This is a genomic window from Pseudomonas putida, assembly GCF_028682175.1.
Lineage (GTDB): Bacteria > Pseudomonadota > Gammaproteobacteria > Pseudomonadales > Pseudomonadaceae > Aquipseudomonas > Aquipseudomonas putida_AD.
This window is the reverse complement of the sequence record NZ_JANHKS010000009.1, coordinates 71,081-84,377: the sequence shown is the minus strand read 5'-3', so window position 1 is coordinate 84,377 and position 13,297 is coordinate 71,081. Positions and strand designations below refer to the sequence as shown.

General features: G+C 58.2%; 13 protein-coding genes. All 13 read right to left on the bottom strand.

The window, feature by feature from the left end; genetic code table 11:
* Positions 1-14: 14 nt before the first annotated feature.
* Positions 15-875, bottom strand: coding sequence for a F0F1 ATP synthase subunit gamma (gene atpG, locus NPS29_RS09025; protein WP_110951681.1), 861 nt, complete (start codon positions 873-875; stop codon positions 15-17).
* A 50-nt stretch (positions 876-925) separates the two neighbouring features.
* Positions 926-2,470 (bottom strand): F0F1 ATP synthase subunit alpha, encoded by a 1,545-nt coding sequence (atpA, locus tag NPS29_RS09020; RefSeq protein WP_108236322.1) that lies wholly within the window; start codon positions 2,468-2,470, stop codon positions 926-928.
* A 21-nt stretch (positions 2,471-2,491) separates the two neighbouring features.
* On the bottom strand, positions 2,492-3,028 hold the full coding sequence (locus tag NPS29_RS09015; RefSeq protein ID WP_274132098.1) for a F0F1 ATP synthase subunit delta: 537 nt from the start codon (positions 3,026-3,028) through the stop codon (positions 2,492-2,494).
* A 12-nt stretch (positions 3,029-3,040) separates the two neighbouring features.
* The gene (locus tag NPS29_RS09010) at positions 3,041-3,511 is read right to left on the bottom strand and encodes a F0F1 ATP synthase subunit B (RefSeq protein WP_166593942.1); all 471 of its coding nucleotides are present in this window, start codon (positions 3,509-3,511) and stop codon (positions 3,041-3,043) included.
* A gap of 57 nt (positions 3,512-3,568) precedes the next feature.
* Positions 3,569-3,826, bottom strand: a complete 258-nt coding sequence (gene atpE, locus NPS29_RS09005; protein WP_002555987.1) for a F0F1 ATP synthase subunit C — start codon at positions 3,824-3,826, stop codon at positions 3,569-3,571.
* Between the two features lie 137 nt (positions 3,827-3,963).
* A complete protein-coding gene (gene atpB / locus NPS29_RS09000) occupies positions 3,964-4,833 on the bottom strand; it encodes a F0F1 ATP synthase subunit A (protein ID WP_081564624.1) in 870 nt (289 codons plus the stop codon).
* A gap of 16 nt (positions 4,834-4,849) precedes the next feature.
* Positions 4,850-5,257, bottom strand: a complete 408-nt coding sequence (locus NPS29_RS08995) for a F0F1 ATP synthase subunit I (RefSeq protein ID WP_274132096.1) — start codon at positions 5,255-5,257, stop codon at positions 4,850-4,852.
* Positions 5,258-5,403: 146 nt separating this feature from the next.
* The gene (locus NPS29_RS08990; protein ID WP_274132095.1) at positions 5,404-6,276 is read right to left on the bottom strand and encodes a ParB/RepB/Spo0J family partition protein; all 873 of its coding nucleotides are present in this window, start codon (positions 6,274-6,276) and stop codon (positions 5,404-5,406) included.
* A 9-nt stretch (positions 6,277-6,285) separates the two neighbouring features.
* Positions 6,286-7,080 carry a ParA family protein gene (locus NPS29_RS08985; RefSeq protein WP_274132093.1) on the bottom strand — a complete coding sequence of 265 codons (795 nt, stop codon included), beginning with the start codon at positions 7,078-7,080 and terminating at the stop codon, positions 6,286-6,288.
* Positions 7,081-7,098: 18 nt separating this feature from the next.
* Entirely contained in the window at positions 7,099-7,734 is a 636-nt protein-coding gene (rsmG, locus tag NPS29_RS08980) for a 16S rRNA (guanine(527)-N(7))-methyltransferase RsmG (RefSeq protein ID WP_274132169.1), read from the bottom strand.
* 5 nt (positions 7,735-7,739) lie between these two features.
* A complete protein-coding gene (mnmG, locus tag NPS29_RS08975; protein ID WP_274132091.1) occupies positions 7,740-9,638 on the bottom strand; it encodes a tRNA uridine-5-carboxymethylaminomethyl(34) synthesis enzyme MnmG in 1,899 nt (632 codons plus the stop codon).
* 528 nt (positions 9,639-10,166) lie between these two features.
* On the bottom strand, positions 10,167-11,537 hold the full coding sequence (gene mnmE, locus NPS29_RS08970; RefSeq protein WP_274132090.1) for a tRNA uridine-5-carboxymethylaminomethyl(34) synthesis GTPase MnmE: 1,371 nt from the start codon (positions 11,535-11,537) through the stop codon (positions 10,167-10,169).
* A gap of 78 nt (positions 11,538-11,615) precedes the next feature.
* Entirely contained in the window at positions 11,616-13,295 is a 1,680-nt protein-coding gene (gene yidC, locus NPS29_RS08965) for a membrane protein insertase YidC (protein ID WP_274132089.1), read from the bottom strand.
* Between the last annotated feature and the right edge of the window lie 2 nt (positions 13,296-13,297).

Below are 13,297 nucleotides of genomic sequence, written 5' to 3'. Positions count from 1 at the left end.
GAATATTTGAACCGTTAAACCGCGGCAGCGCCGCCGACGATTTCCGAGATCTCTTGGGTGATCGCTGCCTGACGCGCCTTGTTGTAGATCAGCTGCAAATCGCTGATCAGGTCACCGGCGTTGTCGGTTGCGTTCTTCATCGCGATCATCCGCGCGGCTTGTTCAGCTGCGTTGTTCTCGACCACCGCCTGGTAGACCTGCGACTCCACGTAACGGACCATCAAGCCGTCCAGCAGCTCCTTGGCGTCGGGTTCGTACAGGTAATCCCAGTGGTGCTTGAGTTCTTGATCCTGGGTGGCGACCAACGGAATCAACTGCTCGACCGTTGGCTGCTGAGTCATGGTGTTGATGAACTTGTTGGATACCACGGACAGGCGGTCAATACGGCCCTCCAGGTAGGCATCCAGCATCACCTTGACGCTGCCGATCAAATCGTTGATCGAAGGCTCTTCGCCCAAGTGGCTGATCGCAGCGACGACGTTACCGCCGAAGTTGCGGAAAAACGCCGCACCTTTGCTGCCGACCACGCACAGATCGATCTCTACGCCGTTTTCACGGTTCTTCGCCATGTCCTTGACCAAAGCCTTGAACAGGTTGGTATTCAAGCCACCGCACAGACCACGATCACTGCTTACCACGATATAACCGACGCGCTTTACTTCGCGATCGATCATGAACGGGTGGCGGTATTCCGGGTTAGCGTTGGCAAGATGACCAATCACCTGGCGGATGCGCTCCGCGTAAGGACGGCTAGCAGCCATGCGCATTTGAGCCTTGCGCATTTTGCTGACCGCCACTTTTTCCATGGCGCTGGTGATCTTTTGCGTGCTTTTGATGCTCGCAATCTTGCTGCGAATCTCTTTTGCGCCTGCCATGTAACACCTATCAGGTTAGCAAGCGGGAGCCTCGCGACTCCCGCTGCGGCTTACCAGGTTTGGGTGGCCTTGAACTTCTCGATACCGGCTTTGAGGCCAGAATCGATTTCGTCATTGAAGTCACCCTTCACGTTGATCTTTGCCATCAAATCGGCGTGATCGCGGTTGAAGTAAGCAATCAGCGCTTGTTCGAAGCTGCCGACCTTGGCGATTTCAACGTCGGTCAGGAACCCACGCTCAGCGGCATACAGCGACAGCGACATGTCAGCGATCGACATTGGCGCGTATTGCTTCTGCTTCATCAGCTCGGTTACGCGCTGACCATGCTCAAGTTGCTTGCGGGTCGCTTCGTCCAGGTCAGAAGCGAACTGGGCGAATGCCGCCAGTTCACGGTACTGAGCCAGAGCGGTACGGATACCACCGGACAGCTTCTTGATGATCTTGGTCTGAGCGGCACCGCCCACACGGGATACCGAAACACCGGCGTTCACTGCAGGGCGGATGCCCGAGTTGAACATGGCCGATTCCAGGAAGATCTGACCGTCGGTGATGGAAATCACGTTGGTCGGAACGAACGCGGAAACGTCGCCAGCCTGGGTTTCGATGATCGGCAGTGCGGTCAGGGAACCGGTTTTGCCGGTCACTGCGCCGTTGGTGAACTTCTCTACGTACTCTTCCGAAACGCGGGATGCGCGCTCCAGCAGACGGGAGTGGAGATAGAACACGTCACCTGGGTATGCCTCACGTCCTGGTGGACGACGCAGCAGCAGGGAGATCTGGCGGTAAGCCACAGCCTGCTTGGACAGATCGTCGTAGACGATCAGTGCGTCTTCACCGCGGTCGCGGAAGAATTCGCCCATGGTGCAACCGGCATAAGGAGCCAGGAATTGCAGCGCAGGGGATTCCGAAGCACTGGCAGCCACGATGATCGTGTTGGCCAGGGCGCCGTTTTCTTCCAGCTTGCGAACCACGTTGGCGATGGTCGATTGCTTCTGACCAACAGCTACGTAGACGCAGAAGATGCCGCTGTCTTTCTGGTTGATGATCGCGTCGATCGCCAGAGCGGTCTTACCGATCTGACGGTCACCGATGATCAGCTCGCGCTGGCCACGGCCGACAGGGATCATGGCATCGACAGCCTTGTAGCCAGTCTGTACAGGCTGGTCTACCGACTTACGCCAGATCACGCCCGGAGCAACTTTCTCGACCGCGTCGGTCTCGGTGTTGTTCAGCGGGCCTTTGCCGTCGACAGGGTTACCCAGTGCGTCGACTACGCGACCCAGCAGTTCCTTACCAACCGGAACTTCCAGGATGCGGCCGGTGCACTTGGCACTCATGCCTTCAGCCAGCGATGTGTAAGCGCCCAGTACCACCGCACCTACGGAGTCTTGCTCCAGGTTCAGTGCCATACCGTAGACGCCGCCCGGGAACTCGATCATTTCGCCGTACATAGCGTCGGCCAGACCGTGAATCCGCACGATACCGTCAGACACGCTGACGACAGTGCCTTCGTTACGGGCTTGGGAGGCTACATCGAGTTTCTCGATGCGGCCCTTGATGATTTCACTTATTTCGGAAGGATTGAGTTGCTGCATTGCTCTGCTGCCCCTTCAAACTCAAGATTTCAATGCTTCGGCTAGTTGCGCGAGTTTGCCGCGAACTGAGCCATCGATAACCAGGTCGCCGGCGCGGATGATGACACCACCTATCAGGGCAGCATCCTCCGCAGCGTGCAGGCGCACTTCCCGGCCGAGCCGTGCACTGAGAACCTTGGCGAGTTTGTCTTGCTGTTCTTGGTTCAATGCAAAAGCACTGGTGACATCCACATCTACCGATTTTTCCTGCTCGGCCTTGTACAGCTCGAACAGTTCGGCAATCTCCGGCAGAAGCTGGAGACGGTCGTTTTCGGCAACGACGTGGATGAAATTCTGTGCCTGGGCATCGAACTTGTCGCCGCACACTTCAATGAAAGTGGCGGCCTTGTCTGCGCTCGTCAGTCGCGGGGCCTTGAGCATGCGCTGCATGGTGTCGTCTTGCGACACCGCAGCAGCCAGGCCGAGCATGGCTGACCAATTGGCCAGTTGCTGGTGCGCCTGTGCATGCTCGAAGGCTGCCTTAGCGTAAGGTCGGGCCAACGTGGTCAGTTCTGCCATGATCGCCCTCGCTTAAATTTCTGCAGCCAGTTTGTTAACCAGCTCCGCGTGCGCGTTTTGATCGATTGTGGCACCCAGGATCTTCTCGGCACCGTTGACTGCCAGGCTACCCAGTTGGGCGCGCAGCGCGTCTTTGACACCGTTCAGTTCCTGCTCGATCTCGGCCTGAGCCTGAGCCTTGATGCGGTCAGCATCGACACGAGCCTGTTCACGGGCTTCGTCGACAATCTGGTTACCGCGTTTCTTGGCCTGCTCAATGATTTCAGCTGCCTGAGCCTTAGCTTCGCGCAGTTGCTGACCCGCTTTATCTTGGGCCAGCTCCAGGTCGCGAGCTGCTCGGGTGGCAGCGTCCAGTCCATCCGCGATCTTCTTCTGACGTTCGTGCAAAGCCGCGATGACCGGAGGCCACACGAACTTCATGCAGAACAGCACAAAAATGAAGAACGCAACGGACTGGCCAATCAGGGTTGCATTAATGTTCACGCCAACACCTCGCTCGTTCGTTGTCCATCACACCAATCAACTCGAAAATTCGAGCGATTAGCCAGCGAGTTGACCAACGAAGGGGTTCGCAAAGGTGAAGAACAGAGCGATACCAACGCCGATCATGGTTACGGCGTCGAGCAGACCAGCCACGATGAACATTTTAACTTGCAGCATTGGAACCATTTCTGGCTGACGCGCTGCGCCTTCCAGGAACTTACCGCCCAGCAGGCCGAAACCGATTGCGGTACCCAGAGCGCCCAGGCCGATCAGCAGTGCAACAGCGATAGCAGTTAGACCAACTACAGTTTCCATCTTTCCTCCCGACTTTTACGTCGTATTGGTTAGGTTTTCTTAGATTAAAGCGGTAAAGCAAAATCGTTTTTTACATCAAGCCCTTGCGGGCGCCCCCTCACCGCAGCGAGGGGATCATCAGACTCGCGATGCGGGTCTTAATGGTTATCTTCGTGAGCCATCGACAGGTAGACGATGGTCAGCATCATGAAGATGAACGCTTGCAGGGTGATGATCAGGATGTGGAACACAGCCCACGCCCATTGGAGAACCACGCCCAGGCCACTGAGCCACAGCAGGCCGCTGCCGAACATGACCGCGATCAGGATGAACACCAGTTCGCCAGCGTACATGTTGCCGAAAAGACGCAGAGCCAGAGAAACCGGTTTGGCGATCAGAGTCACGAATTCAAGCAGGAAATTCACAGGAATCAACAGCGCCTGGACAAGAACGTTCTTGCTGCCAAACGGGTGCAGGGTCAGTTCGCCGATGAAACCGCCGATGCCCTTGACCTTGATGCTGTAGAAAATGATCAGTGCGAATACAGACAGGGCCATGCCGATCGTGGCGTTAGGGTCGGTAGTCGACACTGCGCGGAACGGAATGTGGTGATCGCCCGAGATCATGACGGCCAGCTGAGGAATCCAGTCAACCGGAACCAGGTCGACGGCGTTCATCAGGAAAACCCAGACGAAAATGGTCAGTGCCAGTGGGGCGATGACCGCGCTGCGACCGTGGAAGCTGTCTTTCACGCTGCCGTCGACGAATTCGATCAGGACTTCAACGAAGTTCTGCAGGGCGCCCGGCTGACCGGAGGTCGCCTTCTTGGCCGCCATGCGGAAAATCAGGACGAAGATCAGGCCCAGGGCAACAGACCAGCCCAGAGTGTCCAGGTGGAAAGCCCAGAAGCCCATTTCCTTCGCTTCGGCTGCCGAATGCGCGAAGCCCCAAGTGCCGTCAGGCAAATGACCGAAGGTCAAGTTCTGCAAGTGGTGCTGGATATAGCCCGAAGCTGTTTGCTCTGCCATGGTGCCCTCAAACGCCCTAAGGTCTCAAAAGTCTTGTTTTCATAAGCAGGGGTGCGAACCAGCTGACCAACTGGGTCAGCATGAACACGCCGAAAACCGCCAATGGAGCCAGCGGCTTTACGCCTGCAAAGGTCAGTGCAAAAAGCACTGCCGTAAAAATCAGTTTGCCTGCCTCGCCGGCGTAGAACGACCGAACGATGGCTTGTGCGGCCCTGGCACCGGAATACCGGAACGCCTTATGGGCAAAGTACAAATTGGGCAGCCAAGCTATCAGGCCTCCGCAAAGTCCTGAATATCCAGCTACGACCCCATGCCACTGCCAAAGCGTCACCGCCGCCAGCAGCAGCACAATCAATTGCGCCAGCAATACCGGGAAAACAGCCAGGCGATGGAATGGCAAGCGGTTTGGCGTGCGTGTCTCCATCACATGGGCTCCTCTAGTGCCAGCCGCCAAAATCAATAACTTGGCATAATTTGTGCCGACAAAATGCGCGCAGAGTATAGGGGCGGTTCAGCCCCTATTCAACTGCCGGGTAGTGATTTCCGATCACACGCTACTTATGATTTGTTTCAGCGGATGTGGGCGAGAACACCCTGCAACTCGTCCAGCGAGTTATAACGGATCACCAACTGGCCTTTACCCTTCTGACCGTGGCGAATCTGCACCGCAGAGCCCAGCCGTTCGGCCAGACGCTGTTCGAGGCGGGTGATATCCGGATCGGCTTTTACAGGTGCCGCTGGCTCCTGTTTGCCACTCAACCATTGGCGTACGAGTGCCTCGGTCTGGCGCACTGTGAGGCCACGTGCGACAACATGTCGCGCCCCTTCGACCTGCTGTTCTTCGGGCAATCCGAGCAACGCACGGGCATGGCCCATTTCCAGGTCGCCATGGGACAGCATGGTCTTGATGACGTCCGGCAGTGAAATCAGACGCAGCAGGTTGGCCACGCTCACGCGCGACTTACCCACAGCCTCGGCGACCTGCTGTTGAGTCAGCTGGAATTCCTGCTGCAGACGCTGCAGGGCAATCGCCTCTTCAATCGGATTGAGGTCTTCGCGCTGGATGTTCTCGATCAGCGCCATGGCAATGGCGGCTTCATCCGGCACGTCACGCACCATCGCCGGGATGGTCTCGGTGCCTGCCTGCTGGCTGGCACGCCAGCGGCGTTCACCGGCGATGATCTCGAAGCGGTTGTCAGCGATCGGGCGCACCACGATCGGCTGCATGACGCCTTGTGCCCTGATCGAATTGGCCAGCTCTTCCAGCGCCTGCGGGTCCATGTCCCGGCGCGGCTGGTACTTGCCGCGCTGAATCAGGTCCAGCGGGATGTATTGCAGTTCACGCTGGTCGGCCTGAACGGCCTGTTCTTCCAGCGCAGCGACGGTGGGACTGCTCAGCAGCGCGTCCAGCCCACGTCCAAGTCCTCGTTTCTTGACGGCCATGGGGGTTCCTTAAGTGGGCTGGGCAGCAGCGCGCGAGGCGCGACGCTGGCGGCGGACCATTTCACCAGCCAGCGCCAGGTAGGCAAGCGCCCCCCGCGATGACTTGTCATAGGCCAGCGCCGGCATGCCGAAGCTTGGGGCTTCAGCGAGACGAATGTTGCGCGGGATCACCGTGTCGTACAGCTGATCACCGAAGTGTTCCTTGAGCTGCGCCGACACATCGTTGATCAGGCTCAGGCGCGGGTCGTACATGGTCCGCAGCAGGCCTTCGATCTTCAGTTGTGGGTTGAGCAACTCGCCGATGCGCTTGATGTTATCCACAAGGTCGCTCAGACCTTCCAGCGCGTAGTACTCGCACTGCATGGGAATGATCACGCCATCTGCGGCAACCAGCGCATTGAGGGTCAGCATCGACAGCGACGGAGGGCAGTCGATGAGGATGTAGTCGTAGTTTTCCCGAATCGGTGCCAGGGCAGTGCGCAGACGCGCCTCTTTCATCTGCATTTCCAGCAGGACGACTTCGGCGGCAGTCAGGTCGCGGTTGGCCGGCAGCAGTTGATAACCGCCGTGCTCGGAGAAGTGCATGGCCTGATTCAGGTCGCACTCGCCGATCAGCAGATCGTAGACGGAATGCTCCAGGCCATGTTTATCCACACCGCTACCCATGGTGGCGTTGCCCTGTGGATCGAGATCGATCAACAACACCCGACGCTTGGTTGCGACCAGCGACGCTGCGAGGTTGATGCAAGTGGTGGTTTTACCCACACCACCTTTTTGGTTCGCTATCGCGAATACCTTAGCCATTCTTGCGTGTGTTCCCTGTCATGCCGTGCGGCGCAGTATCAGCAGATGCCGTTGACCTTGGCAACCGGGTACGGCCAAGGCTTGCGCGCTTTCCAGATTGAAATCTGCGGGCAATGCTACCAGTTCATCGGCAGGATGCAGACCTTTCATTGCCAGCCAGCGTGTATTGGTATCGCCCATGTGGCGTGTCCAATGGGTAAAGTCTTCCAGGCTGCTGAATGCCCGGGAAATGATACCGGTGAACGGCTGCGCAGGTTGATACGCTTCGGCACGGCTGTGGATAACTTCCAGGTTGTCGAGCTTGAGCTCGAGTTTGACCTGGGTCAGGAATCGGGTTTTCTTGCCATTGCTGTCCAGCAGCGTGACTTTCATGTCCGGAAACATGATCGCCAGCGGAATGCCAGGCATGCCGCCGCCGCTGCCGACGTCCAGTTGCCGTTCGCCGTCGATGAACGGCACGACGCTCAGGCTGTCGAGCAGGTGACGCGAGACCATTTCGTCCGGATCGCGCACGGCGGTCAGGTTGTAGGCCTTGTTCCATTTGATCAGCAATGCGAGGTAACCCAGCAACTGGCTGTGCTGGGTCTCACTCAACGCCACGCCCAATTCGCGGGCGCCAAGGGTCAATTCTTCTGCGTGCTGCGGGGTGACCATAGAACTCAAGCGCTTTGCTCCAACTGACGGCCCGCGCCGCGTTTTTTCAAGTGAATCATCAACAGGGAAATGGCGGCCGGAGTCACACCCGGAATCCGCGAAGCCTGGCCCAGGGTTTCAGGACGCGTAGCCCCAAGCTTGCCCTGGATTTCTTTCGACAGACCGGAAATGGTGGTGTAGTCGATGTCTTCCGGCAGCCTGGTGTTTTCGCTGGCACGCAGGCGGGCGATTTCATCCTGCTGACGGTCGATGTAGCCAGCGTACTTGGTCTTGATCTCGACCTGCTCGGCAACCTGTGGATCGATTTCGCCCTGGCCTGTCAGCGCGACAAGCCCGGCATAGTCGATTTCCGGACGGCTCAGCAAATTCAGCAGGTTGTATTCGTGGGTCAGCGGCGTGCCGAAATGCGCCGCGACCGCATCGCCCTGCTCGGTGCCTGGGCGAATCCAGGTGGATTTCAAACGCTGTTCTTCACGCTCGATGCCTTCGCGCTTGGCGCAGAACGCAGCCCAGCGAGCGTCATCGACCAGGCCCAGCTCGCGACCTTTTTCGGTCAGGCGCAGGTCGGCGTTGTCTTCGCGCAGGATCAGGCGATATTCGGCGCGGGATGTGAACATCCGGTACGGCTCTTGGGTACCGAGGGTAATCAAGTCATCCACAAGCACACCGATGTAGGCCTCATCGCGACGCGGGCACCAGCTTTCCTTGCCCTGGGCACGCAGCGCAGCGTTGGCACCGGCGAGCAGACCTTGCGCACCGGCTTCTTCGTAACCGGTGGTGCCGTTGATTTGCCCGGCGAAGAACAGACCCGCAATGACTTTGGTTTCCAGGCTGTACTTCAGGTCGCGCGGATCGAAGTAGTCGTACTCGATGGCGTAGCCAGGACGCACGATGTGAGCATTTTCCATACCGTGAATCGAACGCACGATCTGCAGTTGCACGTCGAACGGCAGCGAGGTGGAGATCCCGTTCGGGTACAGCTCGTGGGTCGTCAGGCCTTCCGGCTCGATGAAGACCTGGTGACTGGCCTTGTCCGCAAAGCGATGAATCTTGTCTTCGATCGACGGGCAGTAACGCGGGCCGATGCCTTCGATTTCGCCGGCGGCGGAGTACATCGGCGAACGGTCGAGGTTCGCCGCGATGATTTCGTGGGTGCGCGCGTTGGTGTGGGTAATCCAGCAGCTGACCTGACGCGGGTGCTGCTCCTTGGAACCCATGAACGACATGACCGGGATCGGGGTATCGCCTGGTTGCTCGGTCATCACCGAGAAATCCACGGAGCGGCCGTCGATTCGCGGCGGAGTCCCGGTTTTCAGGCGACCGACACGCAGCGGCAGTTCGCGAAGGCGGCGAGCCAGTGCGATGGAAGGCGGATCGCCTGCACGACCACCCGAGTAATTCTGCAAACCGATGTGGATAAGTCCACCCAGAAAGGTGCCCGTGGTAAGTACCACTGAGTCTGCCATGAAACGCAGGCCCATCTGGGTCACTACGCCGCGCACCTGATCCTGCTCGACGATCAGGTCATCGCAGGCCTGCTGGAATATCCACAGGTTCGGCTGGTTCTCGATGATCTCGCGAATCGCGGCCTTATACAGAATGCGGTCTGCCTGGGCGCGTGTCGCTCGTACTGCCGGGCCTTTGCGGCCATTGAGTACGCGAAATTGAATGCCACCAAGGTCAGTTGCAGTTGCCATGGCGCCGCCGAGCGCATCGATCTCTTTGACCAGATGGCTTTTGCCGATGCCGCCGATGGCCGGGTTGCAACTCATCTGGCCGAGGGTTTCCACGTTATGCGTCAGCAGCAGGGTTTTTGCACCCATGCGAGCAGACGCCAGTGCTGCCTCGGTACCGGCATGACCGCCGCCGATGACGATCACTTCAAAACGGGAAGGGAAATCCACCACGCACCTCGTGCCTGTTTTTTGGGGGGAATAGGAAATTGGCGGCAAGTATAGGGACTTCGCCCCCCTTAAAGGAACCTTTTGCGCAAAATTTAACCAGCTGTGGATGAATGGCGGTTAAAGAAATTAAAAAGAAAGAAATTTATAAAATCTTTGTTTTTATTTTTATGTATATAGAGGCACCTATCTGTGGATAGATTAACACAGCCCACGTTTTACGCTGTGTACAGAGTTTTGAAACCTTGTGGTCATCTGTGCATGAGGCCCTTGGATAAGCGCTTTAAGCCTGTGGATTAAGTGCTCGGTTGTCCACAGGGGGGATTATCCTCAGCCACGAAGCCCACTTATCAACCGAGCTGAATCGCGGTTATGCACAGGGCTTATTTTGAGGCTGGGTAGCGAATTGAGGGGCAACGCGCAGACGAAAGCACCCCGCGATGAATTCGCAGGTGGCGTGAAAGAGGTAGGGAGAAGGCAATCAGGCAGGTTCGGGAGGTGAACCTGCCTGTGGAAAACGCAGAAAGTGGCTTATTTGCCGATGCAGAAGCTGGAGAAGATCCGGCCCAACAGATCATCGGAGCTGAATGCCCCGGTGATTTCACCCAGATACTGCTGCGCCAGGCGCAGATCTTCAGCCAACAGTTCACCGGCGCCCGCTAGCGTCAGTTGTGAGCGGCCGTGCTCGAGGGATGCGCTGGCTCGCTGCAGCGCTTCCAGGTGGCGTCGGCGAGCGCTGAAGCTGCTTTCGGCGGTCTGTTGATAACCCATGCAGGCCTTGAGGTGCTCACGCAGCAGTTCCAGGCCTTCGCCACCAGCCTTGGCGCTCAGGTTGATGGTGACGTGGCCATCGGCGCTGATTTGCAGCCCCACTTGATCGCCGCTCAGGTCGGCCTTGTTGCGTATCAGCGTGACGTGCGCAGGATCGGGCCGCTGATCCAGGAACTCCGGCCAGAGCGCGAATGGATCGGCCGCCTCCGGTGCCGTCGCATCGACCACCAGCAGCACGCGGTCGGCCTCGTTGATTGCCTTGAGCGCACGTTCCACGCCGATCTTTTCCACATGGTCATCGGTGTCACGCAGCCCCGCGGTGTCCACAACGTGCAACGGCATGCCGTCGATGTGGATATGTTCGCGCAGCACGTCCCGGGTGGTGCCGGCAATCTCGGTGACGATTGCGGCCTCACGGCCGGCCAGGGCGTTGAGCAAACTCGATTTGCCCGCATTCGGGCGGCCGGCAATCACGACCGTCATGCCGTCGCGCAGCAATGCACCTTGATTCGCCTCGCGAACGACTGTGGATAATTGCTCGCGAACCGCATCCAGCATGCTCAGCACGTGGCCATCGGCGAGAAAATCGATTTCTTCCTCGGGAAAGTCGATGGCCGCTTCGACGTAGATCCGCAGGCTGATCAGCTTTTCCGTCAGACTGTGGACACGTTGCGAGAACGCGCCCTGCAGAGAGCGCAGCGCATTGCGTGCCGCTTGCGCGGAACTGGCTTCGATGAGGTCGGCAATGGCTTCGGCCTGGGCCAGGTCGAGCTTGTCGTTGAGAAACGCCCGCTCACTGAATTCCCCGGGGCGCGCAAGGCGGCTACCCAGTTGTACACAGCGTTGCAGGAGCATGTCGAGCACGACGGGGCCGCCATGGCCCTGCAGTTCCAGAACGTCTTCACCTGTGAACGAATTCGGTCCCGGGAAATACAGCGCGATGCCTTCGTCGATCACCAGGCCATCGTGATCGTGGAACGGGCCATAGTGGGCATAACGCGGCTGCAGCTGCTTGCCGACGATGGCCTGGGCGCAGGCGCTGGCCAACGGGCCCGAGATACGCACAATACCGACGCCTCCCCGACCCTGGGCAGTGGCGATGGCTGCAATGGTTTCACGAGGGACATTCATGGTCCGGCTCCCGACAAACTGACAGATAGCAAAACGCCCCACTAGGGGGCGTTCTGTATGACTTACTCACAGGGTAGATCAGGCTGCGGCTTTCTTGGCCTTGGCCTCGATGCTGCGCGTGATGTACCACTGCTGGGTGATGGACAGGGTGTTGTTCACAACCCAGTACAGCACCAGACCCGCCGGGAACCACAGGAAGAAGAAGGTGAAGATGATTGGCATCAGCTTCATCACCTTGGCCTGCATCGGATCCGGAGGTGTAGGGTTCAGACGCTGCTGGATGAACATGGTTGCGCCCATGATGATCGGCAGGATGAAGAACGGATCCTTGATCGACAGGTCGGTTATCCACAGCAGCCATGGGGCCTGGCGCATCTCGACGCTTTCCAGGAGTACCCAGTACAACGACAGGAACACCGGCATCTGCACAAGAATCGGCAAGCATCCACCCAGCGGGTTGATCTTCTCTTTCTTGTACAGCTCCATCATCGCCTGGGAAAGCTTCTGACGGTCGTCGCCATGTTGCTCTTTGAGTGCTGCAAGGCGCGGAGCCACGGCACGCATGCGCGCCATCGATTTGTAGCTGGCAGCCGACAGAGGGAAGAAGAGCCCCTTGATCAGCATGGTCAGGAAGATGATCGACCAGCCCCAGTTGCCGACGATGCTGTGGATATGTTGCAGCAGCCAGAAGATCGGCTGGGCAATGAACCACAGGATGCCGTAGTCGACAGTCAGTTCCAGACCAGGGGACAACTCTTTCAGGACCGCCTGGCTCTTGGGACCGGCGTACAGCGTGGTCGTGGTTTCAGCCTTGGCACCCGGCGCGATCGTCACCGCAGGACCGGTGAAACCGATGATGTAGTTGCCGGCGCTGTCTTTACGAGTGGTAACGGTGTTGCTGTCAGCCTTGTTCGGAATCCATGCGGTCACGAAGTAGTGCTGCAGCCAGGCCACCCAGCCACCTTGAACGGTGTCTTTGATCGAGCCTTTGTCGATGTCTTTCATCGAAACCTTTTTGTAAGGCTCCGAAGGTGTCCACATCGCGGCACCCAGATAGGTGGCGGTACCGGTGGCGGTGGTCGAAGACGGGTCGGCACTGGCGTCGCGCTTGAGCTGGGCGAACAGGTTACCGTTCCATGGCTGCGCGCTCTGGTTGTCGATCAGGTAGCTGACAGTCAGGTCGTACAGGCCGCGCTTGAACGTGAAACGCTTGATGTAGTTGACGCCGGCATCGCTGAATTTCAGGTCAACGACCAGGTCGTTCTGACCTTCTGCCAGTTGATAACTTTTCTGGGTGGCAGCGTAGACAGGGCGGCCAGCGGCACGTGCGTCCGGACCGTTGATGCCTGTCAGGCCGCTTTGTGCCAGGAAAGTACGCTCGCCGCCGTTATCGAACAACTGGAACGGAATTTCAGGATGGTCCTGACGACGTGGATAAAGTGGCAGGCGAAGCTGCACCACATCACCACCTACCGGGTCGATTTCCAGGCTCAATACGTCTGTTTTAACCTGAATCAGGTCTTTGCTGGCAACCACCGGTGTTTCGGCAGGTGCTGCAACTTCACCTGTCGCGCTTGGTACGTCTGCGTTTGCAGCGCCAGTACCTTGCGGGGTGTCAGGAAGAGCGGATGTATTGGTGTTGGCAGCAACATTCTGAGTCGGCAAGGCAGCCTGACCATAGTCCTGGTTCCATTTCAGGACACCGGCGTAGGTCACGATTGCCAGGGCGACGATCAGGATTGTGCGTTTGATATCCATGA

What these genes read in the sequence shown, in the direction of transcription:
- atpG (WP_110951681.1), bottom strand. Translation starts at nt 875, where the DNA reads ATGGCAGGCGCAAAAGAGATTCGCAGCAAGATTGCGAGCATCAAAAGC.
- atpA (WP_108236322.1), bottom strand. Translation starts at nt 2,470, where the DNA reads ATGCAGCAACTCAATCCTTCCGAAATAAGTGAAATCATCAAGGGCCGC.
- NPS29_RS09015 (WP_274132098.1), bottom strand. Translation starts at nt 3,028, where the DNA reads ATGGCAGAACTGACCACGTTGGCCCGACCTTACGCTAAGGCAGCCTTC.
- atpE (WP_002555987.1), bottom strand. Translation starts at nt 3,826, where the DNA reads ATGGAAACTGTAGTTGGTCTAACTGCTATCGCTGTTGCACTGCTGATC.
- atpB (WP_081564624.1), bottom strand. Translation starts at nt 4,833, where the DNA reads ATGGCAGAGCAAACAGCTTCGGGCTATATCCAGCACCACTTGCAGAAC.
- NPS29_RS08995 (WP_274132096.1), bottom strand. Translation starts at nt 5,257, where the DNA reads ATGGAGACACGCACGCCAAACCGCTTGCCATTCCATCGCCTGGCTGTT.
- NPS29_RS08990 (WP_274132095.1), bottom strand. Translation starts at nt 6,276, where the DNA reads ATGGCCGTCAAGAAACGAGGACTTGGACGTGGGCTGGACGCGCTGCTG.
- NPS29_RS08985 (WP_274132093.1), bottom strand. Translation starts at nt 7,080, where the DNA reads ATGGCTAAGGTATTCGCGATAGCGAACCAAAAAGGTGGTGTGGGTAAA.
- rsmG (WP_274132169.1), bottom strand. Translation starts at nt 7,734, where the DNA reads ATGGTCACCCCGCAGCACGCAGAAGAATTGACCCTTGGCGCCCGCGAA.
- mnmE (WP_274132090.1), bottom strand. Translation starts at nt 11,537, where the DNA reads ATGAATGTCCCTCGTGAAACCATTGCAGCCATCGCCACTGCCCAGGGT.
- yidC (WP_274132089.1), bottom strand. Translation starts at nt 13,295, where the DNA reads ATGGATATCAAACGCACAATCCTGATCGTCGCCCTGGCAATCGTGACC.